Source organism: Citrobacter pasteurii (assembly GCF_019047765.1).
GTDB classification, from domain to species: Bacteria; Pseudomonadota; Gammaproteobacteria; order Enterobacterales; family Enterobacteriaceae; genus Citrobacter; species Citrobacter pasteurii.
Window position 1 is genome coordinate 732,487 of sequence record NZ_CP077262.1, and the last position, 23,807, is coordinate 756,293.

At 52.3% G+C, this 23,807-nt stretch carries 20 protein-coding genes; 12 read left to right on the forward strand and 8 right to left on the reverse strand.

What is annotated here, in order from left to right; translation table 11 throughout:
- The first annotated feature begins 214 nt into the window (after positions 1-214).
- From mreB to tldD, 7 genes are all read left to right on the forward strand, one after another.
- Positions 215-1,258, forward strand: coding sequence for a rod shape-determining protein MreB (gene mreB, locus I6L54_RS03630; RefSeq protein ID WP_040234171.1), 1,044 nt, complete (start codon positions 215-217; stop codon positions 1,256-1,258).
- Positions 1,259-1,321: 63 nt separating this feature from the next.
- On the forward strand, positions 1,322-2,344 hold the full coding sequence (gene mreC / locus I6L54_RS03635) for a rod shape-determining protein MreC (protein ID WP_040234170.1): 1,023 nt from the start codon (positions 1,322-1,324) through the stop codon (positions 2,342-2,344).
- A complete protein-coding gene (mreD, locus tag I6L54_RS03640) occupies positions 2,345-2,833 on the forward strand; it encodes a rod shape-determining protein MreD (RefSeq protein ID WP_040234168.1) in 489 nt (162 codons plus the stop codon).
- A gap of 8 nt (positions 2,834-2,841) precedes the next feature.
- Entirely contained in the window at positions 2,842-3,435 is a 594-nt protein-coding gene (locus I6L54_RS03645) for a Maf family protein (protein ID WP_005121369.1), read from the forward strand.
- Positions 3,425-4,894, forward strand: a complete 1,470-nt coding sequence (rng, locus tag I6L54_RS03650) for a ribonuclease G (protein WP_005121368.1) — start codon at positions 3,425-3,427, stop codon at positions 4,892-4,894. The genes I6L54_RS03645 and rng overlap by 11 nt, the downstream gene beginning before the upstream one ends.
- Before the next feature lie 111 nt (positions 4,895-5,005).
- Positions 5,006-8,806 (forward strand): AsmA2 domain-containing protein YhdP, encoded by a 3,801-nt coding sequence (gene yhdP / locus I6L54_RS03655; RefSeq protein ID WP_040234166.1) that lies wholly within the window; start codon positions 5,006-5,008, stop codon positions 8,804-8,806.
- A gap of 163 nt (positions 8,807-8,969) precedes the next feature.
- Positions 8,970-10,415: a metalloprotease TldD gene (gene tldD / locus I6L54_RS03660; protein WP_005121366.1), complete on the forward strand. Its 1,446-nt coding sequence runs from the start codon at positions 8,970-8,972 to the stop codon at positions 10,413-10,415.
- Positions 10,416-10,501: 86 nt separating this feature from the next.
- On the opposite strand, the gene aaeR is transcribed toward tldD, so the two are convergent.
- Positions 10,502-11,431 carry an HTH-type transcriptional activator AaeR gene (gene aaeR, locus I6L54_RS03665; protein WP_005121365.1) on the reverse strand — a complete coding sequence of 310 codons (930 nt, stop codon included), beginning with the start codon at positions 11,429-11,431 and terminating at the stop codon, positions 10,502-10,504.
- 184 nt (positions 11,432-11,615) lie between these two features.
- Here aaeR and aaeX point away from each other — a divergent pair, with 184 nt between their 5' ends.
- From aaeX to aaeB, 3 genes are read left to right on the forward strand one after another with little or no spacing between them, the layout of a single operon-like run.
- Positions 11,616-11,819 carry a p-hydroxybenzoic acid efflux pump operon protein AaeX gene (gene aaeX, locus I6L54_RS03670; protein ID WP_003025177.1) on the forward strand — a complete coding sequence of 68 codons (204 nt, stop codon included), beginning with the start codon at positions 11,616-11,618 and terminating at the stop codon, positions 11,817-11,819.
- 7 nt (positions 11,820-11,826) lie between these two features.
- Positions 11,827-12,759 carry a p-hydroxybenzoic acid efflux pump subunit AaeA gene (aaeA, locus tag I6L54_RS03675; RefSeq protein WP_003025174.1) on the forward strand — a complete coding sequence of 311 codons (933 nt, stop codon included), beginning with the start codon at positions 11,827-11,829 and terminating at the stop codon, positions 12,757-12,759.
- Between the two features lie 5 nt (positions 12,760-12,764).
- On the forward strand, positions 12,765-14,735 hold the full coding sequence (gene aaeB / locus I6L54_RS03680; RefSeq protein ID WP_005121363.1) for a p-hydroxybenzoic acid efflux pump subunit AaeB: 1,971 nt from the start codon (positions 12,765-12,767) through the stop codon (positions 14,733-14,735).
- Positions 14,736-14,775: 40 nt separating this feature from the next.
- On the opposite strand, the gene I6L54_RS03685 is transcribed toward aaeB, so the two are convergent.
- From I6L54_RS03685 to xapA, 3 genes are read right to left on the reverse strand one after another with little or no spacing between them, the layout of a single operon-like run.
- The gene (locus I6L54_RS03685; RefSeq protein ID WP_005121362.1) at positions 14,776-15,678 is read right to left on the reverse strand and encodes a LysR family transcriptional regulator; all 903 of its coding nucleotides are present in this window, start codon (positions 15,676-15,678) and stop codon (positions 14,776-14,778) included.
- 58 nt (positions 15,679-15,736) lie between these two features.
- Positions 15,737-16,942 (reverse strand): MFS transporter TsgA, encoded by a 1,206-nt coding sequence (tsgA, locus tag I6L54_RS03690; protein ID WP_040234164.1) that lies wholly within the window; start codon positions 16,940-16,942, stop codon positions 15,737-15,739.
- Between the two features lie 50 nt (positions 16,943-16,992).
- A complete protein-coding gene (xapA, locus tag I6L54_RS03695; RefSeq protein ID WP_425514911.1) occupies positions 16,993-17,820 on the reverse strand; it encodes a xanthosine phosphorylase in 828 nt (275 codons plus the stop codon).
- 425 nt (positions 17,821-18,245) lie between these two features.
- Between xapA and I6L54_RS03700 the strand changes: the two genes are divergently transcribed.
- The gene (locus tag I6L54_RS03700; protein WP_005121358.1) at positions 18,246-18,530 is read left to right on the forward strand and encodes a barstar family protein; all 285 of its coding nucleotides are present in this window, start codon (positions 18,246-18,248) and stop codon (positions 18,528-18,530) included.
- Positions 18,531-18,579: 49 nt separating this feature from the next.
- On the opposite strand, the gene yhcN is transcribed toward I6L54_RS03700, so the two are convergent.
- Together yhcN and argR are read right to left on the reverse strand one after the other, a co-directional pair.
- A complete protein-coding gene (yhcN, locus tag I6L54_RS03705; RefSeq protein ID WP_005121357.1) occupies positions 18,580-18,846 on the reverse strand; it encodes a peroxide/acid stress response protein YhcN in 267 nt (88 codons plus the stop codon).
- A 378-nt stretch (positions 18,847-19,224) separates the two neighbouring features.
- Positions 19,225-19,695, reverse strand: coding sequence for a transcriptional regulator ArgR (gene argR, locus I6L54_RS03710; RefSeq protein WP_003025162.1), 471 nt, complete (start codon positions 19,693-19,695; stop codon positions 19,225-19,227).
- 436 nt (positions 19,696-20,131) lie between these two features.
- On the opposite strand from argR, the gene mdh reads away from it, so the two are divergent.
- Positions 20,132-21,067, forward strand: a complete 936-nt coding sequence (mdh, locus tag I6L54_RS03715; RefSeq protein ID WP_040234161.1) for a malate dehydrogenase — start codon at positions 20,132-20,134, stop codon at positions 21,065-21,067.
- A gap of 142 nt (positions 21,068-21,209) precedes the next feature.
- Here the strand turns inward: mdh and degS are convergent, their stop codons facing one another.
- Positions 21,210-22,277: an outer membrane-stress sensor serine endopeptidase DegS gene (degS, locus tag I6L54_RS03720; protein ID WP_005121354.1), complete on the reverse strand. Its 1,068-nt coding sequence runs from the start codon at positions 22,275-22,277 to the stop codon at positions 21,210-21,212.
- A gap of 89 nt (positions 22,278-22,366) precedes the next feature.
- Positions 22,367-23,734 carry a serine endoprotease DegQ gene (gene degQ, locus I6L54_RS03725; protein WP_040234159.1) on the reverse strand — a complete coding sequence of 456 codons (1,368 nt, stop codon included), beginning with the start codon at positions 23,732-23,734 and terminating at the stop codon, positions 22,367-22,369.
- Positions 23,735-23,807: the final 73 nt, after the last annotated feature.

Here is a 23,807-nt window from a genome sequence, read left to right on the forward strand (position 1 = left end):
CAGGTGAATGACCTTTGACAGGTTGCAAACAAAAGCGAGGACTGCTGCTGAGTTTTTCAGCCCTGATGGACTCAGGCCGGTTTTGTAACAAAGGAAACGAACTGCACTAATTTTCACCGTAGCAGATGATTTTTGCGCCTTGTCGCTGCTGCGTGTGGTTGGTAAAGTAAGCGGATTTTGTTTTCCGCCCCAGCTTTCAGGATTATCCCTTAGTATGTTGAAAAAATTTCGTGGCATGTTTTCCAATGACCTGTCCATTGACCTGGGTACCGCGAATACCCTTATTTATGTAAAAGGACAAGGCATCGTATTGAATGAGCCTTCCGTTGTGGCCATTCGTCAGGATCGTGCCGGTTCGCCGAAAAGCGTGGCTGCAGTAGGTCATGATGCGAAGCAGATGCTGGGTCGTACGCCGGGCAATATCGCTGCAATTCGCCCAATGAAAGATGGCGTTATCGCTGACTTCTTCGTGACTGAAAAAATGCTCCAGCACTTTATCAAACAAGTGCACAGCAACAGCTTCATGCGCCCAAGCCCGCGCGTACTGGTGTGTGTACCGGTTGGAGCAACTCAGGTTGAACGCCGTGCCATCCGTGAATCCGCTCAGGGCGCAGGTGCTCGTGAAGTGTTCCTGATCGAAGAGCCGATGGCGGCAGCGATCGGTGCGGGTCTGCCAGTTTCTGAAGCAACCGGCTCAATGGTTGTCGATATCGGTGGTGGTACCACAGAAGTCGCCGTTATCTCTCTGAACGGCGTAGTTTACTCCTCCTCCGTGCGTATTGGTGGTGACCGCTTCGGCGAAGCCATCATTAATTATGTTCGCCGTAACTACGGCTCGCTGATCGGTGAAGCTACCGCGGAACGTATTAAGCACGAAATCGGTTCTGCTTATCCTGGCGACGAAGTACGCGAGATTGAAGTTCGCGGTCGTAACCTGGCAGAAGGTGTTCCACGTGGCTTTACCCTGAACTCTAACGAGATCCTGGAAGCGCTGCAGGAACCCCTGACCGGTATCGTAAGCGCGGTGATGGTTGCACTGGAACAGTGCCCGCCAGAGCTGGCGTCTGACATCTCAGAACGCGGTATGGTCCTCACCGGCGGTGGTGCGCTGCTGCGTAACCTTGATCGTCTGTTAATGGAAGAGACCGGTATTCCAGTTGTTGTTGCCGAAGATCCGCTGACCTGTGTGGCTCGCGGTGGCGGTAAAGCACTGGAAATGATCGATATGCACGGCGGCGACTTGTTCAGCGAAGAGTAATCGGATGCAGGAAGGGTAGCCATGGGTTGCTCTTCCGCTCTGATGCGAGAATACGCATAGACTATGAAGCCAATTTTTAGCCGTGGCCCGTCGCTACAGATTCGCCTTATTCTGGCGGTGCTGGTGGCGCTCGGCGTTATTATTGCCGACAGCCGCCTGGGTACGTTTAGTCAAATCCGAACGTATATGGATACCGCCGTCAGTCCTTTCTACTTTATCTCTAATGGTCCCCGTGAATTACTCGACGGCGTGTCGCAAACGCTGGCTTCTCGTGACCAACTCGAACTTGAAAACCGGGCGTTGCGTCAGGAACTGCTGCTGAAAAACAGTGAACTGCTGATGCTGGGGCAATATAAACAGGAGAATGCGCGTTTGCGTGAGCTGCTGGGATCGCCGCTGCGCCAGGACGAACAAAAAATGGTGACGCAGGTCATCTCAACGGTTAACGATCCTTACAGCGATCAGGTTGTGATCGACAAAGGGAGTGTTAACGGCGTTTATGAAGGTCAGCCGGTCATCAGCGATAAAGGCGTAGTGGGCCAGGTCGTTGCGGTGGCTAAACTGACCAGCCGCGTACTGCTGATTTGTGACGCGACGCATGCGCTGCCAATCCAGGTATTGCGTAACGATATTCGCGTGATCGCTGCCGGTAACGGTTGCACGGACGATCTTCAGCTTGAACACCTGCCGGCTAATACTGACATTCGCGTTGGCGATGTGCTGGTGACCTCCGGTCTGGGTGGGCGTTTCCCTGAAGGCTATCCCGTCGGTGTCGTTTCCTCTGTGAAGCTGGATACCCAGCGCGCATACACCGTGATTCAGGCGCGTCCGACGGCGGGTTTACAGCGTTTACGTTATCTGCTGCTGCTGTGGGGGGCCGATCGCAATGGCGCTAACCCGATGACGCCGGAAGAAGTGCACCGTGTAGCTAATGAACGTCTGATGCAAATGATGCCGCAAGTCCTGCCGGCACCGGATGCCATGGGGCCTCCTGCGCCAGTTCCTGCTCCGGCGACAGGTGTAACGCCGGTTCCTGCAACAACCACGCCGTCACAACCTGCTCCGCGTAAGCCGGGAGGGCAGTAAGTGGCAAGCATCCGTCACCAGGGACGTTGGGTCATTTGGCTCTCGTTCCTAATTGCATTTCTGCTGCAAGTCATGCCCTGGCCGGACGAGATCCTCGTTTTCCGGCCGAACTGGGTGCTGCTCATTCTGCTGTACTGGATCCTGGCGCTGCCGCATCGCGTAAATGTGGGCACAGGATTTATCGTGGGTGCCATACTGGATCTCATTAGCGGCTCTACGCTTGGTGTGCGGGCATTGTCGATGAGTATCATTGCTTATCTGGTCGCACTGAAATTTCAGCTCTTCCGTAACCTCGCGCTCTGGCAGCAGGCGCTGGTAGTTATGTTGTTGTCACTGGTCGTGGATATTATTGTTTTCTGGGCCGAGTTTTTAGTGATCAACGTCTCTTTCAGACCTGAAGTGTTCTGGAGTAGTGTAGTAAATGGTGTGCTTTGGCCATGGCTATTCTTACTGATGCGTAAAGTCCGCCAGCAGTTTGCGGTGCAATAAAGGTTGATATGAATACTCTGTATCTTGCTTCAGGTTCTCCACGTCGTCAGGAGTTGCTCGCTCAGCTTGGTGTTACGTTTGAACGGGTGGTTCCTGGAATTGAAGAACAGCGGCACCCGCAGGAAAGCGCCCAGCAGTATGTTGTTCGTCTGGCGCGTGAAAAAGCGCAAGCGGGCGTAGCACTGGCTGAGCGCGATTTACCTGTGCTGGGAGCGGATACCATTGTGATCCTTAATGGCGAAGTGCTGGAAAAACCACATGATGCCGACCATGCAGCAGCGATGCTGCACAAACTGTCAGGTAAAACGCATCAGGTCATGACGGCTGTCGCATTAGCCGATCGCCAGCACAGCCTGGACTGTCTGGTGGTGACGGAAGTGACATTCAGAGCACTAACAGATGAGGACATCGCGGGTTATGTTGCCAGCGGTGAGCCTATGGATAAAGCAGGTGCATACGGTATTCAAGGGTTGGGTGGCTGTTTTGTCAGGAAGATCAATGGCAGCTATCACGCCGTAGTCGGCTTACCGCTGGTAGAAACGTATGAGTTGCTGAGCAATTTTAACGCACTGCGTGAGAAAAGGGATAAACATGACGGCTGAATTGTTGGTAAACGTAACGCCATCGGAAACGCGGGTGGCGTACATTGATGGCGGTATTCTGCAGGAAATTCATATTGAACGTGAGGCGCGACGCGGAATCGTAGGCAATATCTACAAAGGTCGTGTAAGTCGTGTACTTCCGGGTATGCAGGCGGCTTTTGTAGATATTGGGCTGGATAAAGCCGCATTTCTCCACGCATCAGACATCATGCCGCATACCGAATGCGTAGCGGGTGAAGAACAAAAACAGTTCACTGTGCGCGATATCTCCGAACTGGTGCGTCAGGGGCAAGACCTGATGGTACAGGTGGTGAAAGATCCTCTGGGCACGAAGGGCGCACGCCTGACGACGGATATCACGCTTCCTTCCCGTTATCTTGTTTTTATGCCTGGCGCCTCGCACGTGGGGGTTTCTCAGCGAATCGAGAGCGAAACTGAACGCGAGCGACTGAAGAAAGTGGTGGCGGATTACTGCGACGAGCAGGGCGGATTTATCATTCGCACGGCGGCTGAAGGCGTATGTGAAGAAGACCTTGCCTCTGATGCTGCTTACCTGAAGCGTGTCTGGACGAAGGTCATGGAGCGTAAGAAGCGCCCGCAAACGCGCTACCAGATGTATGGTGAACTGGCGCTGGCGCAGCGCGTTCTGCGTGATTTTGCCGATGCTCAGTTAGACCGAATTCGCGTCGATTCCCGCCTGACCTATGAAGCGTTGCTGGAATTTACGGCGGAATACATCCCTGAGATGACCAGCAAACTGGAACATTACAGCGGACGCCAGCCTATTTTTGATCTCTTTGACGTTGAGAATGAAATCCAGCGCGCGCTCGAACGTAAAGTTGAGCTGAAGTCCGGCGGCTATCTGATCATCGACCAAACCGAAGCGATGACCACCGTCGACATCAATACCGGCGCGTTTGTTGGGCATCGTAATCTCGACGACACTATCTTTAATACTAATATTGAAGCAACGCAGGCCATTGCCCGTCAGCTGCGTCTGCGTAACCTCGGCGGCATTATTATTATCGATTTTATCGACATGAATAATGAAGACCACCGCCGCCGGGTGCTGCACTCTCTGGAGCAGGCGCTGAGCAAGGATCGCGTAAAAACCAGTATCAACGGTTTTTCACAGCTGGGTCTGGTAGAGATGACGCGCAAACGCACGCGCGAAAGCGTGGAGCATGTGCTGTGTAACGAGTGCCCAACCTGCCACGGACGTGGCACGGTGAAAACGGTGGAAACCGTGTGCTATGAAATCATGCGTGAAATTGTGCGCGTTCACCATGCATATGAATCCGATCGTTTCCTGGTTTATGCCTCTCCTGCGGTGGCTGAAGCCCTGAAGAGTGAAGAATCGCATGCGCTGGCGGAAGTGGAAATCTTTGTCGGCAAACAGGTCAAAGTACAAGTCGAACCGCTCTATAACCAGGAGCAGTTTGACGTGGTAATGATGTAAATCGTGTAGTGGCACCCGCGCATGTAGGCCGGATAAGGCATAAGCGCCGCTATCCGGCAATATTCACTCAAGGGGTGTGAGTCACATTTTTTGGCAGACAAGGAGAGGCGCGTGAGGCGATTGCCGGGGATTTTACTGCTCACTGGAGCCGCATTCGTTGTCGTCGCAGCGCTGCTGGTCAGTGGGCTGCGCCTTGCTCTGCCGCATCTCGATAGCTGGCGTCCGACCATTCTGGGTAAGATCGAATCTGCCACCGGTATTCCCGTTTCCGCCAGCCAGCTTTCTGCTAACTGGCAAAATTTTGGCCCTACGCTCGAAGCACGCGATATTCATGCACAGCTGAAAGACGGTGGCGAATTCTCGGTAAAGCGTGTCACGCTGGCGCTGGATGTCTGGCAAAGTTTGCTGCACATGCGCTGGCAGTTTCGCGATCTCACCTTCTGGCAACTGCAGTTGCGCACCAATACGCCGATCCAACGCGGCGATAGCGGCGACGGGATTGAAACCAGCCACATCAGCGATCTGTTCCTGCGCCAGTTTGACCATTTTGATCTTCGCGACAGCCAGGTCAGTTTTTTGACCCTGTCAGGCCAGCGCGCGGAACTGGCGATCCCTCAGCTAACCTGGTTGAACGGTAAAAACCGGCATCGTGCTGAAGGCCAGGTCAGCCTCTCCAGCCTGACCGGCCAGCACGGTGTTATGCAGGTGCGTATGGATCTGCGTGATGATGACGGCCTGCTGAATAATGGCCGAGTCTGGCTGCAGGCTGACGACATCGACGTTAAGCCGTGGTTGGGGAAATGGATGCAGGACAATGTTGCGCTGCAAACCGCGCGCTTTAGCCTGGAAGGCTGGATGACGCTCAGCAAAGGCGAAATCTCAGGTGGCGATGTCTGGTTGAAAAAGGGCGGCGCAAGCTGGAAGGGGGAGAGCAACATCCACACGCTGTCCGTCGATAACCTGACTGCGCATATCAGCCGTGAGCACTCCGGTTGGTTGTTCGCAATCCCGGATACGCGCATCACGATGGATGACAAACCCTGGCCGAGCGGGGCATTAACGCTGGCCTGGTTCCCTGAGCAGGAAGTAGGGGGCGCTAATAACAAGCGCAGCGACGAATTACGTATTCGCGCCAGTAACCTGGAGTTAGCCGGGTTAGAGGGGCTACGTCCGATGGCCGCTAAATTATCTCCGGCATTGGGTGATATCTGGCGGGCCACGCAACCGAGCGGCAAGATAAACGTGCTGGCGTTGGATATCCCGTTACAGGCGACCGAAAAAACCCGTTTCCAGTCCTCGTGGACCGATCTGGCCTGGAAACAGTGGAAGCTGCTGCCGGGGGCAGAACATTTCTCCGGTACATTGTCTGGCAGCGTGGAAAATGGCGCATTAACGGCCTCCATGAAGCAGGCAAAAATGCCGTATGAAACCGTCTTTCGTGCCCCGCTGGAGATAGAAGATGGCGTGGCAACGCTCAGTTGGCTGAAGAATGAAAATGGCTTTCAGCTAGACGGGCGCAATATTGACGTTAAAGCGAAAGCGGTACATGCGCGTGGCGGTTTTCGTTATCTGCAACCAACAGGTGATGAACCGTGGCTGGGGATTCTGGCGGGGATTAGCACTCACGATGGCTCCCAGGCCTGGCGCTATTTCCCGGAAAACCTGATGGGAAAAGAGCTGGTTGATTACCTCAGTGGGGCAATTCAGGGCGGTGAGACGGATAACGCAACACTGGTTTATGGCGGTAACCCACATCTGTTCCCGTATTTGCATAACGAAGGTCAGTTCCAGGTGCTGGTGCCGCTGCGTAATGCAAAATTTGCCTTCCAGCCGGACTGGCCCGCACTGACTGACCTCAATATTGAACTGAACTTCATTAACGATGGCCTGTGGATGAAGACGGATAGCGTCAATCTGGGGGGGGTAAAAGCCACAAACCTGACGGCAAATATCCCTGACTACGCAAAAGAAAAACTGCTGATTGATGCCGACATCAACGGGCCGGGCAAAGCGGTTGGGCCTTATTTCGACGAAACACCGCTGAAAGAGTCGCTTGGTGCCACGCTGGAGCAGTTGCAAATTGACGGTGATGTGAGTGCTCGCTTACATCTTGATATCCCGTTAGATGGTTCGCTGGTTACGGCCAAAGGCGATGTGAACCTGCGTAATAACAGTCTGTTTATCAAGCCGCTCGACAGCACGCTGAAGAATTTGAACGGTAAATTCAGCTTTATCAACGGCGATCTCAAGAGCGAGCCGATGACGGCGAACTGGTTTAATCAGCCGCTGAACGTCGACTTTTCCACGACCGAGGGTGCAAAGGCTTACCAGGTTGCTGTGAATCTGAACGGCGACTGGCAGCCAACTCGCATGGGGATACTCCCCGCACAGGTGAGTGAGGCCTTAAGCGGCAGTATGGCGTGGAACGGTAAGGTTGGCATTGACCTGCCACATCATGCCGGAGCGACCTACAACATTGAGCTGAAAGGCGACCTGAAAAATGTAAGCAGTCACTTACCTTCACCGCTGAATAAGGCACCCGGCGAGGCGTTACCGGTGAACGTTAAGGCCAGCGGCAATCTGCGCAGTTTTGATCTGACCGGCAACGCGGGCAGTAAGAATCACTTTAACAGCCGCTGGTTGCTGAATCAGAAACTGACGCTTGACCGCGCAATCTGGACGTCGGAAAGCCGTACCGTGCCCGCGTTACCCGATCAGCAAGGCATCGAACTTAATCTTCCGCCCATGGATGGTGCGCAATGGCTGGCATTGTTCCAGAAAGGCGCGGCGGATAATGTCGGAAGTAATGCGAACTTCCCGCAGCGTATTGCGGTGCGCACGCCTTCTTTATCATTGGGCGGACAGCAGTGGAATAACCTGAGCATTGTGTCTGAACCTGGGCTTAATGGTACCAGCGTACGGGCGCAGGGGCGTGAGATTAACGCCACATTGGCTATGCGCAATAATGCGCCGTGGCTTGCCAATATCAAGTACCTGTATTACAACCCGAGCGCTGCAACGTCATCACCAAATACAACGCCAGCCTCGCCGTTCTCTGCTATCAATAACGTCAGTTTCCGTGGCTGGCCGGATGCGCAGATACGCTGCGAAGAGTGCTGGATGTGGGGGCAAAAATATGGGCGTATTGATGCCGATGTCGCGATTAAAGGCGACACGCTAACGCTGAGTAACGGTTTGTTGGATACAGGCTTTGCCAGACTGACCACCGATGGCGTGTGGGTGAACGCGCCGGGCAAGGAGCGTACATCACTGAAAGGAAAGCTGAATGGCAACAAGATTGATTCAGCCGCGGGTTTCTTTGGCGTATCTACCCCGATTCGTAACTCTTCCTTTAATGTCGAGTACGATCTGCACTGGCGTAATCCGCCCTGGGATCCGGATGAAGCTTCACTGAATGGCATTTTGCGCACCCGTTTAGGCAAAGGTGAATTGACTGAACTTAGCACCGGACATGCGGGGCAACTGTTACGTCTGCTGAGCTTTGATGCGCTATTGCGTAAACTGCGCTTTGATTTTAGCGATACGTTCAGCGAAGGTTTTTACTTTGACTCTATCCGCAGTACGGCATGGATCAAAGACGGTGTGATGCACACTGATGATACGCTGGTGGATGGCCTCGAAGCTGATATCGCCATGAAAGGTTCGGTGAATCTGGTGCGTCGCGAACTGGATATGGAAGCCGTTGTCGCTCCTGAAATTTCTGCCACCGTTGGGGTGGCCGCGGCGTTTGCCGTCAACCCGATTGTTGGCGCGGCGGTATTTGCCGCCAGTAAAGTTCTGGGGCCGCTGTGGAGCAAAGTTTCAATTCTGCGCTATCGCATTACCGGTCCGGTCGATAAGCCACAGATTAACGAAGTTCTGCGCCAGCCGCGCAAAGAAAGCCAGCAATGATTTGACGGGGGCGAGTAATTGCCCCAATCTCAACATAGAACTTCTACCGCAGTCCGTAGGCCGGATAAGGCATTTACGCCGCCATCCGGGCATTGAAGCGCCTGATGGCGACGCTGGCGCGTCTTATCAGGCCTACAACAGTAACTAATGAGTAGCAAAAACGATGAGTCTGAACCTGGTAAGTGAACAATTGCTAGCGGCGAATGGCCTGAAACATCAGGATCTGTTTGCCATCCTGGGCCAACTGGCCGAACGCCGTCTTGATTACGGCGATCTCTATTTTCAGTCGAGCTATCACGAATCCTGGGTTTTAGAAGACCGCATCATTAAAGATGGTTCTTACAATATCGATCAAGGTGTTGGCGTGCGCGCCATCAGCGGCGAAAAAACAGGGTTTGCCTATGCAGACCAGATTAGCCTGCTGGCGCTGGAGCAAAGCGCTCATGCTGCCCGTACTATCGTGCGTGACAACGGTGACGGCAAGGTAAAAACGCTGGGGGCGGTGGAGCATCAGGCGCTTTATACCTCAGTTGATCCCCTGCAGAGCATGAGCCGTGAAGAGAAGCTGGATATTCTGCGCCGCGTAGATAACGTGGCGCGTGCTGCCGACAAGCGCGTTCAGGAAGTGACCGCCAGTCTGACCGGTGTTTATGAACTGATTCTGGTGGCGGCGACCGACGGTACGCTGGCCGCTGACGTCCGTCCGCTGGTGCGTTTGTCCGTAAGCGTACAGGTGGAAGAGGACGGTAAGCGCGAGCGCGGCGCCAGCGGTGGCGGCGGTCGTTTTGGCTATGACTATTTCCTTGCCGATCTCGATGGCGAAGTCCGTGCTGATGCATGGGCGAAAGAGGCCGTACGTATGGCGTTGGTTAATCTCTCTGCGGTAGCGGCGCCAGCGGGTACGCTGCCGGTGGTACTCGGTGCTGGATGGCCTGGCGTTCTGCTGCATGAAGCGGTCGGTCATGGTCTGGAAGGTGACTTTAACCGCCGTGGCACGTCGGTATTCAGCGGTCACATGGGTGAGCTGGTGGCGTCAGAGCTGTGCACCATCGTTGATGACGGCACAATGGCGGATCGTCGTGGTTCTGTGGCTATTGATGATGAAGGCACACCGGGTCAGTACAACGTGCTGATCGAAAACGGTATTCTGAAAGGCTACATGCAGGACAAACTGAATGCACGTTTGATGGGGGTGGCGCCAACGGGTAACGGTCGCCGTGAATCTTACGCGCACCTGCCGATGCCACGTATGACCAACACCTATATGCTGTCGGGGAAATCTACGCCGCAGGAAATCATCGAATCCGTTGAATACGGTATTTATGCGCCTAACTTCGGCGGCGGCCAGGTGGATATCACCTCCGGGAAATTCGTGTTCTCTACCTCCGAAGCGTATCTGATTGAAAACGGTAAAGTGACCAAACCGGTGAAAGGCGCAACGCTGATTGGCTCCGGTATCGAAGCGATGCAGCAGATTTCGATGGTGGGTAACGACCTGAAACTGGATAACGGGGTGGGCGTGTGCGGTAAAGAAGGGCAGAGCCTGCCGGTGGGCGTGGGCCAGCCGACGCTGAAGGTGGATAACCTGACCGTGGGTGGCACCGCATAACATCATGATGTATGCCCGATAAGCACCAGTGCCATCGGGCATCTTGCCGGATGCGGCGTCAACGCCTTATCCGGCCTGGACTCTTTTTATTTCTCTTTTCCCCGACCGTACATTCCCTGAAACAGCTGCGCCACATCAACAAAATAATCGGTCAGATAGTTAATCACCACCTGCACTTTGAGCGGTAGCTTATCCTTTTCGGTGTACAACGCATACACCGGACGTGGATCTGACTGGTAACGGGGGAGCAGGATCTCCACTTCGCCGCGGTTGATCTCGTTGATCACCCACATCAGCGGTACATAGGCAATGCCCGCGCCTGCCGCCAGCCAGCGCACCAGCGTCATCGGATCGTTGGTCACAAAACGACCCTCTGGGATCAGCCGAGTCGAAATGCCTTCCGGTGCGATAAGCTCGAATTCATTATCCGGACGCACGCTGTATTCCAGCCACGAGTGGTTGCTGAGATCGGCGGGTTTCTCTGGAACGCCAAACTGGGCGAGATAACTTTTTGCCGCGCAGACCACCATCGGCATGGCGCCCAGACGACGTGAAAACAGGCTGGAGTCTTGCAATGCGCCGACGCGGATAACCACGTCCAGACCATCGGCGATTAAATCAGGCGCCGGGATACCGGTGACCAGATTGACCGTCAGGCCGGGGTACTCTTTCAGCATTGTGGCGGTCAATCCGGCGAGGACATTTTGTGCCATGGTTGAAGAACAGCCAATGCGCAGGGTGCCGATGGGCGTGTTGTTAAAGGCATATAGCTGCTCGTGGACATCCTGCGCTTCGTGCAGCATCCGGCGGCAGCCCTGATAATAAATTTTACCGGCTTCAGTTAGCCCAATGCTACGTGTGCTGCGGTTTAGCAGCTTGACCTGTAGCTCATCTTCCAGTTTTGAGACCGTCTGGCTTATCGATGAAACGCTCATTTGTAGCTGTCTTGCGGCGGCGGTGAAGGAGCCCAGTTCGACAACTTTGGCGAACACCGACATACGTTTTAATCGTTCCATTGTTCACTCTGGCTTAAAAGTGATTTAGATCACATAATATAGATAACAGCATAACAGTTACGTTAATATATTATTATTCAAATAACGGCTATGTCGCTCTCGCCTGGCTCATCCTTGCCCTTCTCTGCGGTGACATACGCTAGAAAATCTATCATCTGCACTCTCTTACGTTACCAAGGTCAACATGAGTCTGTTTCCCGTTATCGTGGTGTTTGGTCTGTCCTTCCCACCGATTTTTTTCGAATTACTTTTGTCACTGGCGATTTTCTGGCTGGTGCGCCGGGTGCTTGTTCCGACGGGCATCTATGATTTTGTCTGGCATCCGGCTCTGTTTAACACCGCGCTGTATTGCTGTCTGTTCTATTTAATAACGCGCCTGTTCGTTTGAGGTTGAAGTGAAAACACTAACAAGAAAACTCTCCCGCACGGCCATTACCGTGATACTGGTCATTCTGGCCTTCATCGCTATTTTCCGCGCATGGGTGTTCTACACCGAGTCGCCGTGGACGCGTGATGCGCGTTTCAGCGCCGATGTTGTTGCCATTGCGCCGGATGTTGCGGGCCTTATTACCAACGTTAACATCCATGATAACCAACTGGTGAAAAAGGATCAGATCCTGTTCACCATCGACCAGCCACGCTATAAGAAAGCCCTCGAGCAGGCCGAAGCTGACGTGGCCTATTATCAGGTACTGGCGCAGGAAAAACGCCAGGAGGCTGGTCGTCGTAACCGACTGGGCGTGCAGGCTATGTCTCGTGAGGAGATCGACCAATCAAACAACGTCCTGCAAACCGTATTACACCAGCTTGCGAAAGCACAAGCGACCCGCGACCTGGCGAAATTAGATCTGGAACGTACCGTTATCCGCGCGCCGGCAGACGGCTGGGTGACTAACCTGAACGTCTATAGCGGCGAATTTATCACGCGCGGCTCCACGGCGGTGGCGTTGGTCAAACAGCATTCTTTCTATGTGCTGGCGTATATGGAAGAAACCAAACTGGAAGGCGTCCGCCCTGGGTATCGCGCTGAAATCACCCCGCTTGGCAGTAATAATGTGTTGAAAGGCACCGTCGATAGCGTGGCGGCTGGCGTAACGAATGCCAGCAGCACGCGGGATGCGAAAGGTATGGCAACCATTGACTCCAATCTTGAATGGGTGCGTCTGGCGCAGCGCGTGCCGGTGCGTATTCGTCTTGATGAGCAGCAGGGAACCTTGTGGCCTGCCGGGACGACGGCGACCGTCGTCATTACCGGCAAGCAGGATCGCGATGCCAGCCAGGAGTCGTTCTTCCGTAAAATGGCGCACCGTCTGCGCGAGTTTGGTTAATTGTGATGGGCATTTTCTCCATTGCCAATCAGCATATCCGCTTTGCGGTAAAGCTGGCCTGCGCGATTGTACTGGCGCTGTTCGTTGGCTTTCACTTTCAGCTTGAGACCCCTCGTTGGGCGGTACTTACCGCAGCCATTGTGGCGGCAGGTCCAGCCTTTGCCGCTGGCGGAGAACCTTATTCAGGCGCTATCCGCTACCGCGGTATGCTGCGTATTGTCGGGACATTTATTGGTTGTATTGCCGCGCTGATCATTATTATCAGTATGATCCGTGCGCCGCTATTGATGATCCTGGTGTGTTGTATCTGGGCCGGTTTTTGTACCTGGATCTCTTCACTGGTAAAGATCGAAAACTCCTATGCCTGGGGGCTTTCGGGTTACACGGCGTTGATTATCGTCATTACTATTCAGGCGGAGCCTCTACTGACGCCACAATTTGCGCTCGAACGCTGCAGCGAGATTGTGATGGGGATTGTCTGCGCTATCATCGCCGACCTGCTCTTTTCGCCCCGTTCAGTGAAACAGGAGATAGATGTCGAGTTAGACAGTCTTCTGGTGGCGCAATATCAGCTTATGCAACTGTGTATAAAGCATGGTGATAGCGAAGAGGTGGACAAGGCCTGGGGCGCTTTAGTTCGTCGTACGGCAGCGCTTGAAGGTATGCGCAGCAACCTGAACATGGAATCCTCACGCTGGGTGCGCGCCAATCGTAGACTCAAAGCGTTGAACACGCTGTCGCTTACGCTCATCACGCAATCCTGCGAAACCTATCTTATTCAGAACACCCGACCAGAACTGATTACCGATACCTTCCGCGAGTTGTTTGATACGCCGGTTGAAACGGTGCAGGACGTACATAAACAATTGAAGCGGATGCGCCGTGTGATTGTCTGGACCGGTGAGCGTGATACGCCAGTGACGATCTATAGCTGGGCCGGCGCGGCGACGCGCTACCTGCTGTTGAAACGCGGAGTGGTCAGCAATACCAAAATTAGCGCTATCGAAGAAGAGATCCTGCAAGGCGAGCCGGTGGTGAAGGTGGAATCCGCCGAACGTCACCATGCGCTGGTCAACTTCTGGCGTACTACGCTGTCCTGTGTGCTGGGAACCTTATTCTGGTTGTGGACCGGCTGGACATCAGGTAGCGGCGCGATGGTTATGATAGCGGTCGTCACATCGCTGGCCATGCGTTTGCCTAACCCCCGCATGGTGGCCATCGACTTTATCTATGGCACGCTGGCAGCATTACCGTTGGGGGCGCTCTATTTTCTGGTGATTATCCCCAATACCCAGCAAAGCATGTTGTTGCTGTGTCTGAGTCTGGCGGTGCTGGGATTCTTTCTGGGTATTGAGGTGCAGAAGCGGCGTCTGGGCTCAATGGGGGCGCTGGCGAGCACCATTAACATCATCGTGCTTGATAACCCGATGACCTTCCACTTTAGTCAGTTCCTCGACAGTGCACTGGGGCAGATTGTCGGCTGCGTATTGGCGTTTATCGTTATTCTGCTGGTGCGGGATAACTCGCGTGACAGAACAGGTCGCGTGTTGCTTAACCAGTTTGTGTCGGCAGCGGTCTCTGCAATGACCACTAATGTTGTGCGCCGTAAAGAAAACCACCTTCCGGCGTTGTATCAGCAGCTGTTTTTACTGATGAACAAATTCCCCGGCGATCTGGCAAAGTTCCGCCTGGCACTGACGATGATTATTGCTCACCAGCGTTTACGTGATGCGCCTGTACCGGTAAACGACGATTTATCGGCGTTTCATCGCCAGCTTCGCCGTACCGCCGATCATGTTATTTCTGCAGTCAATGATGACAAACGCCGACGCTACTTTAGTCAGTTGCTGGAGGAGCTTGATATCTACCAGGAAAAATTAACGCTCTGGGAAGCCCCGCCTCAGGTGACGGAGCCAGTGAAACGACTCACGGGAATGTTGCACAAGTACCAGCATGCGCTGACCAGCAATTCATAAATCATCTAACCGGAAGAGGATATCTCTTCCGGTTTCAGTTTTACCGCCCCTGTAATGCCATGATAAACGCGTTCATTAATGTGGAAAGCGGTTCGTCGTACCAGTAGGCATAAAGATCGGCTGGAATAGGGTCATTCAACGGTAAGAAACGAACGCCAGGCCAGTGGATCAATCCGCAGGTTTCTGGCAGCAAAGAGAGACCAATTCCTGCGCTAACCAGCGCCAGCGCTGTTTGCGGTTCGTTAACCTGGTGGGTAATCAGAGGATAAAATCCTACCTCAACACAGCGGTCATGTATCTGACGGGCGAAATTGCTTTGATTGAATGAAAGCGAAATGATGGGGCGTTCAGCGAGCATCGCCAGTGAGACGCTTTGGTGTTGGCAGAGAGGATCGTGTTCAGGTACGGCGAGAGCAACCGCTTCGCGGGAAATCAATTGGCTACGAATATTCGTCTCGGATTGGGGCAGTACGTTCCGGCTAATCGCAATATCAATCGTCCGGGCATGCAAGGCTTCAATTTGCTGATGTTGGGAAAGCTCCTGCAAGCTCCAGTTTACGTACGGCTGTTGCTTCTTAAAATCCTTTAGACGTGTAAGCAGCGTCCCCCACAGTGCGCTACCGACTATCCCAATGTTGAAATGCTGATGTTCGCTACGGCCAATCTGTCGCACATAATTGAGGGATTGATCGGTGGTACTCAGGATACGATCGACTTCCGTTTTCAATACCAGCCCGGCTCGCGTGAGAACCACTTTACGGCTGGTACGCTCAAATAGCGTCGTTTCAAGGATCTCTTCCAGTTCTTTAATCTGCATACTCAACGGTGGTTGAGAGATGTTTAACCGGGCCGCAGCCCGGCCAAAGTGCAGCTCGTCAGCGAGAACCTGAAAATAACGCAATGTTCGAAGACGAATTCGGCTATTGGCCTGGAGATCAATCATGCTGGTTACGCGTAAGAGAGGGAGAGAAACGGCATCATGCCGTCCTCCCCAAAGCTTGTCAAACCGCAGCGGATGGCGGGCGGGCGAGACGCTCGGCCTGGCTGCAGGTGACAGCGATAACCAGCGTCAGCAGTAACACACAATAGGCAACAGTTGACGTATTCACCGCCCCCTGCAGGCCAAAGTGGTTGTTTACCATGGAGGAGACGCTGGCAAACAGTAGCGTGCCTACTGTGCCGCACGTCAACAAGGCGGAGATCAAGGTTGGTGAACTGCGACTCACCTGCAGTGAACCATAGCTCATCAGGCCGGAGAATAAACCGGAGTTAAAGAAACCAAACACACTGCACGCTATCAGAATCAGCGTGGTATTGTTGCTGTTGGCAATCAGCGCAATGGAGAGCAGACCAATACTTGCGCAGATCAGCAGGAAAGTGCGCAGTTTCATCCACTTCACGGTGAATCGATTCAGGAACAGGCCAATGGCTTTCGTCACCCAATACACAGTAGTGAATAGCGCGGCATCCTGCGCCTGAAGTGTAAAACGCGATTGCAGGTAGCCCGGTGTCCACATGGTAAAAATGGGTTCAGCCAGCAGGAAAGCAAAGAGAGTAAAACAGATCAAATAGACAGAGATCCCCCAAGGTTCTGACTCTTCCGTTTTCTCGTGTTGCTGCGGCTGCGCAGCCTCTGTCGATGGGAAGCGACAACGCAGGGTAAGTGCCAACATCAGCGCGCCCAGACCGCCCATAATCCCATACATCGCAATCCAACTGGCACCCAGTTTAAACATCCAGGTTAACAGTAAAGAAAGGGTTGCTCCGGCAAAGCTGAAAAAGAAATCGGTAAAAATCAGACTGGAAGAGCGGCTCTTTTCATCGGGATTAATACGGACCACCAGATAACTGCCGATGGTCATAAACACGCCCCCGCAGGCACCAATTCCGGCCACTGCAATGCTAAACAACGTTAAGGTTGGTTGGATAAAAAGTACTGCGCTGATAATCACGGTGAGCGTTGCAGCAATAACTAATGGTTTTTTCAGCCCCCATTTTTTCATCAGAATGCCGCCAAGCATAATGGGCACAAACATTCCGATGTTCATCAGAGTAAAGACCTGCCCGATAAAGCTGGGGTCTTTATGAAAAGCGGCACAAAGTGGCCCAAGCACAATCCCCAGTGTCGACACCAGTGCGCCAACAAAGTAATAGCTCAGGTACGAAACGGCATTGAGATTTGCACGAGGAAACTGATTGTCTGGCATAACTTTTCTCCAGACGGAGCAGGGCGACCTGTCCGTCTACGGAACCACGATCAGGCGTACTGCTTGAGGAACTGGCCGATCAAACGAATAAAATCTTCAGTTACCATGGCAGCGCATTTCAGCGTTTGTTCATGGGAAAGCTCAACATCACTGAGGCCTTCAGCCATATTCGTGATGGCTGAAACGGCCAGTACTTTCAGGCCACAGTGGCGTGCAGCTATCACTTCCGGTACCACCGACATACCGACGACATCGCCGCCCATACGCTGCATCATGCGAATCTCCGCAGCTGTCTCAAAATTAGGTCCAGGATAAGAGACAAAAACCCCTTCATGAAGCGTGATACCCAACTGCTCTGCGGCTCCGTGAAGCTGCTGGCGCAGTTCGCGATCGTATGCGTTAGCGAGGCTAAAGAAGCGAGGACCAAAGCGTTCATCGTTCGGCCCGACAAGTGGGGTAGATGGCATGGTGTTGATGTGATCGTTGAGGGCGACCAGACTACCTGCAGGAATATCTACGTTCAGCGAACCCGCGGCGTTGGTACAGAATAAAAATTCGCAGCCCAACAGTTTAAAGGTACGTACGGCATGGGTCATGATGCCCATCCCCAGCCCTTCATAAAAATGCCCACGCCCCTTCATGCAGATGAGGTTGATACCATAAAGCGTTCCCATTACCACTTCCCCGGCATGGCCGATTACGGTGCTGACCGGAAACCCAGGTAATTGTTGATATGAAAGCGTGGTTTTATTTTCCATGCGATCGGCAAGTGCCCCCAGACCTGACCCAAGTATCAGAGCGACACGTGGATGAAAATTGGGTTTTGCAGCACGCAGAATTTCAGCCGCTTCATACGGGGTATCGTTGACAACAGACATGGACATATCGACTCCAGAGACTATTCAGTCGCAGGCATTTTGTGGCGGCTTCAATTTCAAATCAAATATGATAAATACGGTTATTGATATGATTTTTATATTGAAAAAATCATATCAATATCTGATCTATTATTTTTCAGAAAGTTATGGCCAACGTGTTTCATACTGTTTCTGAAACGCAGCCATAGGCTTGCACAAAAATGTGATGTATCTCTCTTTGTCTAAACGATGAACAGTTCATTCCTGACGTATTACGCACACTGAGGCAGGGCTATACTTAAGACGAGCATTTAGCTGGGGTGATAAACGATGCCTGGATCGCAGGAGCATAAAATTTTGCTGGCGGGATACAGGGGAAACAGGTTGAGGAAGACCCTGCATATCGGTGGTCTGTTGAGTAACTGGCGTCGGGATGGTGGCTATAGATGAATATCTATACGTTTGATTTTGACGAGATTGAAAATCAGAGTGATTTCTACCGTGAGTTTGCACGTACATTCGGTCTGGCCCGGGAAAAGGTGGTTGATTTAGATTCTTTGTGGGAGGTTGTGGTTGGGGAAATCTTACCGTTACCTCTGGAAATCGAATTTGTCCATTTACCGGATAAGTTACGCAGGCGATATGGCGCGCTAATTTTACTGTTCGATGAAGCAGAAGAAGAGCTCGAAGGACAGTTACGCTTTAACGTTCGCCACTCAAAACAGGCATAAAAAAGCCCCCGGCAGGCGGGGGCAAGTCGTCGGACTAGACGACGAGGGTTTATTTGTACAATTCTGCGGTTGCATGCCAGTGAGCACCTTCACGGAGTTCAGTGACACGATAGCTGCTGGCGCCCGCTTTTTCTGCTTTAGCGGCGATTGCCTGACGCATATCCATTGGTGAGCTACCGATCTGAGATACAGAGATGGTACCCATGGATTGCAGATTTTGTGCTTCTTGCGAGTTCACCTGATTAACAGCGGCGCTTGCACCGAAAGAGAGAACTGAGAGAAGGCTTAAAGTTGCAACAGTGGTTTTGATTTTCATGATATTTACCTCGTCGAATTCTTTTATTAAGGGTCTTTGTTTCGTGACCCTCATCACAAAATCAAGTATACACTAATCACGTGATAAATTAATACCACGCTAATTGTTTCCGTGGTAATTAAGTGTTAAAAAAAGTATTTTTTATAACTATATGGAATTAAAAATACAGGTTAGAACTTATTTTTGAAAATAAAATCAATTAATTCATTCAGATACGATATTTTGCAAATTGTGCGTTTTTGATGTGTATCATTCACTGTGTGAATGTATTTTGGCGGTGAAACGCACTATTTGTTAAATGTTCGGTAGTGGAAAGTTGCGGAGGGGAGCAGAAAAGAGAGATTTTTCCCCCGCCACTGGGCGTGACGGGGAAGGGGATTACAGTTCTTGTTCAAACAGTTCCAGAATGGCTTCGTACAGGTCTTTTACCGTAAAACCTTTGGCCGGTGTGGTGAAGATGGTATCGTCACCAGCAATCGTTCCAAGAATGCCTTCTGCTTTACCCAGTGAATCCAGCAGGCGGGCAATCAGCTGCGCAGCGCCTGGGCTGGTATGAATAACGACAACGGCATCGTTGTAGTCGATATCCAGCACCAGATTTTTCAACGGGCTTGACGTTGTCGGGACTCCCAGCTCTGCAGGCAGACAGTACACCATTTCCATTTTCGCATTGCGGGTACGCACGGCACCAAACTTGGTCAGCATGCGTGAAACCTTGGACTGGTTGATATTATCAAAGCCCTGATCCTGCAACGCGAGGACTATTTCGCCCTGAGAGCTGAATTTTTCTTCTTTAAGTAGCGCTTTAAACGCCTTAACTAATTCTTCTTGTTTAGCCGAGCTTCGCATAAGTCACCCGTAATATGGCGGTAGAAACAACATTATTGTGCATACAGATGAATTTTTATGCAAACGGTCTGCCTCGTTCAAGGCTGAAATAATGTTATGAAAGAGCGGGATTTTATCAAATTTCGTTATCAAGAAACATGCCTGTGTCACGGCTCGCAAATAAGATTAAAAGTAAATTAAATGTTATCAAATTGATGTTGTTTTGAGAGGGCTGTAGGGTATATTGTCAGCACCTGTTGGAAAGTTGCTCTACTGTGCGAGTGGTTTTGAATTACGTAACTTAGGTTTTATTTTACGTAAGTTAAATGCATAAAAGCCAAATTTGCGTGACTACGCATTCTTGAAGCGTGGTTATTGAATTCGTTGGATTTGTGAATTAAGGTCGCCGCCGCGGAGCAATAGACATTTTGCTTATCAATATAATAAGGAGTTTAGGATGAAAGTTGCAGTCCTCGGCGCTGCTGGTGGTATCGGTCAGGCGCTAGCATTACTGTTAAAAACCCAACTGCCTTCAGGTTCAGAACTCTCCCTGTACGACATCGCTCCAGTAACGCCTGGTGTGGCCGTTGATTTGAGCCATATCCCTACTGCTGTGAAAATCAAAGGCTTCAGCGGTGAAGATGCGACCCCTGCACTGGAAGGTGCTGACGTGGTGCTGATTTCTGCGGGTGTTGCACGTAAACCAGGTATGGATCGTTCTGACCTGTTTAACGTGAATGCTGGCATCGTGAAGAATCTGGTGCAGCAGGTTGCTACAACCTGTCCGAAAGCGTGTATCGGTATCATCACTAACCCAGTGAACACGACCGTAGCTATCGCTGCTGAAGTGCTGAAAAAAGCAGGCGTATACGATAAGAACAAACTGTTTGGCGTAACTACGCTGGACATCATCCGCTCCAACACCTTTGTGGCGGAACTGAAAGGCAAGCAGCCTGGCGACGTTGAAGTCCCGGTTATCGGTGGACACTCTGGTGTGACCATTCTGCCGCTGCTGTCACAAATTCCTGGCGTAAGCTTCACTGAACAAGAAGCGGCTGACCTGACCAAACGTATTCAGAACGCGGGTACTGAAGTTGTGGAAGCAAAAGCCGGTGGCGGGTCTGCAACCCTGTCTATGGGTCAGGCTGCAGCTCGTTTCGGTCTGTCACTGGTTCGCGCGCTGAGCGGCGAAAAAGGTGTGGTGGAATGCGCTTACGTTGAAGGCGATGGCCAATACGCTCGCTTCTTCTCTCAGCCGCTGCTGCTGGGCAAAAATGGCGTAGAAGAACGTCAGTCCATCGGTAAACTGAGCGCGTTCGAACAAAGCTCGCTGGAAGGCATGCTGGACACGCTGAAGAAAGATATCACGCTGGGCGAAGAGTTCGTTAAATAACGCTTTTCGGTAGGCCTGATAAGACGTTTTGCGTCGCCATCAGGCATACAGATGCCGGATGCGGTGTAAACACCTTATCCGGCCTACAAGCCCATCGAAATGTTAAAAAAACCGGATGATTTCCGGTTTTTTTATATCCGCGTTAGTTGGTCGCCGGATATTCCTGAATCGTGACCTGCAGCGTCAACTGCTTATCATCGCGCATCACGACCACAGAGATAACCGAACCGGGGCGAATCTCAGCGACCTGATCCATGGTCTCCAGCGCTGATACTGCCGGTTTATTATTGACCGAAATGATGAGGTCGTTGACCTGAATTCCGGCCTGGGCCGCCGGACCATCCGGTGCCACTTCGTTCACGACAATCCCCTGAATTTGATCCATGCCGCTACCTTGTGCATGCAGCGGTGCAATTTCACGCCCACTGATGCCGATGTAGCCACGAATAACGCGCCCGTCACGAATCAGCTTATCCATGATTTTCGTCGCCAGTTGAAACGGAATGGCAAAGCCAATCCCTTCCGGCGTTTCACCATCATTGCTTTTATCAAACGACAGTGTGTTAATCCCCATCAACTCACCCAGAGAATTAACCAGCGCACCGCCAGAGTTACCATGGTTAATGGATGCATCTGTTTGCAGGAAGTTTTGCCGACCCGTTGGGTTCAGGCCAATACGACCCGTGGCGCTGATGATCCCCTGAGTGATGGTTTGCCCGAGGTTGTACGGGTTACCAATGGCAAGCACGACATCACCAATATGCGGTACACGTTTGTTATTAATCGGGATCGTCGGCAGCCCACCTGCTGCGTTGATTTTCAGCACCGCAAGGTCGGTTAAGGTATCGGAGCCAACAAGCAGCGCTTCAAAGACACGCCCATCCTGCAATGCGACGATGATTTGGTCGGCATCATTAATGACATGTTTGTTGGTGATGATATAGCCGCGCTGATCCATGATCACGCCTGAACCGAGCGTGCGGATCTCAAGCTGGTTATGCGTCGTGCTGTTCATACTGCGGTTGTACACGTTGACCACGGCAGGCGCAGCACGGCGAACTGCCGGGTTATAGCTGGCAGGTGTTTCATCTGTGCTGTCGAACTGTGGTGCGGTAAGCGTATTAATTTTTCGCAAAGAGGGCATCGCGGCCAGCAGAATGGCGCCGACGATTAAACCAATCGCGACCGAACGTAAAAGCTTCACAAACATGATGGCGGCGTCATTAAAAAAGGGAACGGCAGCAGCATATCACGAGTTTACCGGACATCACACGGGGGGCTGATGTCCGGTTGTCCTGGTTAACGCAAAAGCAGGTAAATACTCTCGTTTCCACGAACGACCTGCAGAGCAATGATTGACGGTTTCGTTTCCAGCACTTTGCGCATTTCGGCAATCGAGTTCACCCGATCGCGGTTAACGGCGATGATAACGTCATCTTTATGCAGGCCGGCCTGTGCAGCTGGGCTACTTTTTTCAACGTTATCAATTCGAATGCCTTTGGCACCATCTTTTAGCTGCCCGTCGCTGAGCGTGGCTCCTTGCAACGCCGGAGCAATCATTTCCGCACTGGCGGAAGATGATGTACTGGTATCCAGCGTCACTTCAACGTCCAGTGGTTTACCGTTACGCAGCAGGCCCAGTTTGACTTTGGTCCCCGGTTCGGTTGTCGCAATACGTGAACGCAGTTCGGCGAAACTACTGAGCGGTTTGCCGTTAAGACTGGTAATAACATCACCGGATTTCACCCCCGCTTTTGCGGAACCAGAGTTAGGCAGAACTTCGCTGACAAACGCGCCACGTTGTACATCCAGTTTGAATGCTTTAGCGATGTCAGCGGTCATTTCAGTCCCTTTAATACCCAACAGACCGCGTTTGATTTCGCCAAACTGCATTAACTGCTGCGCCAGCGTACGCGCCATGTTACTGGGGATAGCAAAGCCGATCCCAATGCTGCCGCCGCCGGGAGCCAGAATCGCGGTGTTAATACCAATCAGCTCACCGTTGAGGTTAAGCAATGCACCGCCAGAGTTACCCCGGTTGATGGAAGCGTCAGTCTGAATAAAGTTTTCCAGACCTTCGAGGTTCAACCCGCTGCGCCCCAAAGCCGATACAATGCCAGAGGTGGCAGTTTGTCCCAAACCAAACGGGTTACCCACGGCTACCGCGAAATCACCCACGCGGAGTTTGTCGGAGTCGGCAATGGCAATTTGCGTCAGGTTGCTGGGATGCTGAATTTGCAGCAGAGCGATGTCGCTCTGATCGTCGCTGCCGATAAGCTTAGCGTCGAACTCACGGCCATCATTAAGCTGGACGCTGATTTTTTGCGCCTGGTTAATGACGTGGTTATTGGTCAGGACGTAGCCTTTGGCGGCATCAATAATGACCCCGGAACCTAACCCTTCAAAAGGTTGGGAAGGTTGATCGGGAAGATCATCACCAAAAAACTTTTTGAACTCTTCCGGGACTTTCTGCCCCTGAGTGGCGGTACCTTCGACCCTTACGCTCACCACGGCAGGTAACACTTTCTCCAGCATCGGGGCGAGGCTGGGGAGCGCAGCCTGCCCGGGAACCTGACCGGGAATCGACGCTGCGGCCGGGAATGGCGCCGAGAGAGTTAACCCGACACTTAACGCTAATGCACTCAACAGCTGGGTTTGTTTTTTCATGGATCCTGCTCTCGTACCTTGAGTAAACGGAAGATGATTCAAAACAGTTTGATGTTATTGAATTTTCGGTTTG

Excerpts from the sequence above, each read along its gene's own strand:
- mreB (WP_040234171.1), top strand. The coding sequence starts at position 215 with ATGTTGAAAAAATTTCGTGGCATGTTTTCCAATGACCTGTCCATTGAC.
- mreC (WP_040234170.1), top strand. The coding sequence starts at position 1,322 with ATGAAGCCAATTTTTAGCCGTGGCCCGTCGCTACAGATTCGCCTTATT.
- I6L54_RS03645 (WP_005121369.1), top strand. The coding sequence starts at position 2,842 with ATGAATACTCTGTATCTTGCTTCAGGTTCTCCACGTCGTCAGGAGTTG.
- rng (WP_005121368.1), top strand. The coding sequence starts at position 3,425 with ATGACGGCTGAATTGTTGGTAAACGTAACGCCATCGGAAACGCGGGTG.
- tldD (WP_005121366.1), top strand. The coding sequence starts at position 8,970 with ATGAGTCTGAACCTGGTAAGTGAACAATTGCTAGCGGCGAATGGCCTG.
- aaeR (WP_005121365.1), bottom strand. The coding sequence starts at position 11,431 with ATGGAACGATTAAAACGTATGTCGGTGTTCGCCAAAGTTGTCGAACTG.
- aaeX (WP_003025177.1), top strand. The coding sequence starts at position 11,616 with ATGAGTCTGTTTCCCGTTATCGTGGTGTTTGGTCTGTCCTTCCCACCG.
- aaeB (WP_005121363.1), top strand. The coding sequence starts at position 12,765 with ATGGGCATTTTCTCCATTGCCAATCAGCATATCCGCTTTGCGGTAAAG.
- I6L54_RS03685 (WP_005121362.1), bottom strand. The coding sequence starts at position 15,678 with ATGATTGATCTCCAGGCCAATAGCCGAATTCGTCTTCGAACATTGCGT.
- tsgA (WP_040234164.1), bottom strand. The coding sequence starts at position 16,942 with ATGCCAGACAATCAGTTTCCTCGTGCAAATCTCAATGCCGTTTCGTAC.
- xapA (WP_425514911.1), bottom strand. The coding sequence starts at position 17,820 with ATGTCTGTTGTCAACGATACCCCGTATGAAGCGGCTGAAATTCTGCGT.
- I6L54_RS03700 (WP_005121358.1), top strand. The coding sequence starts at position 18,246 with ATGAATATCTATACGTTTGATTTTGACGAGATTGAAAATCAGAGTGAT.
- yhcN (WP_005121357.1), bottom strand. The coding sequence starts at position 18,846 with ATGAAAATCAAAACCACTGTTGCAACTTTAAGCCTTCTCTCAGTTCTC.
- argR (WP_003025162.1), bottom strand. The coding sequence starts at position 19,695 with ATGCGAAGCTCGGCTAAACAAGAAGAATTAGTTAAGGCGTTTAAAGCG.
- mdh (WP_040234161.1), top strand. The coding sequence starts at position 20,132 with ATGAAAGTTGCAGTCCTCGGCGCTGCTGGTGGTATCGGTCAGGCGCTA.
- degS (WP_005121354.1), bottom strand. The coding sequence starts at position 22,277 with ATGTTTGTGAAGCTTTTACGTTCGGTCGCGATTGGTTTAATCGTCGGC.
- degQ (WP_040234159.1), bottom strand. The coding sequence starts at position 23,734 with ATGAAAAAACAAACCCAGCTGTTGAGTGCATTAGCGTTAAGTGTCGGG.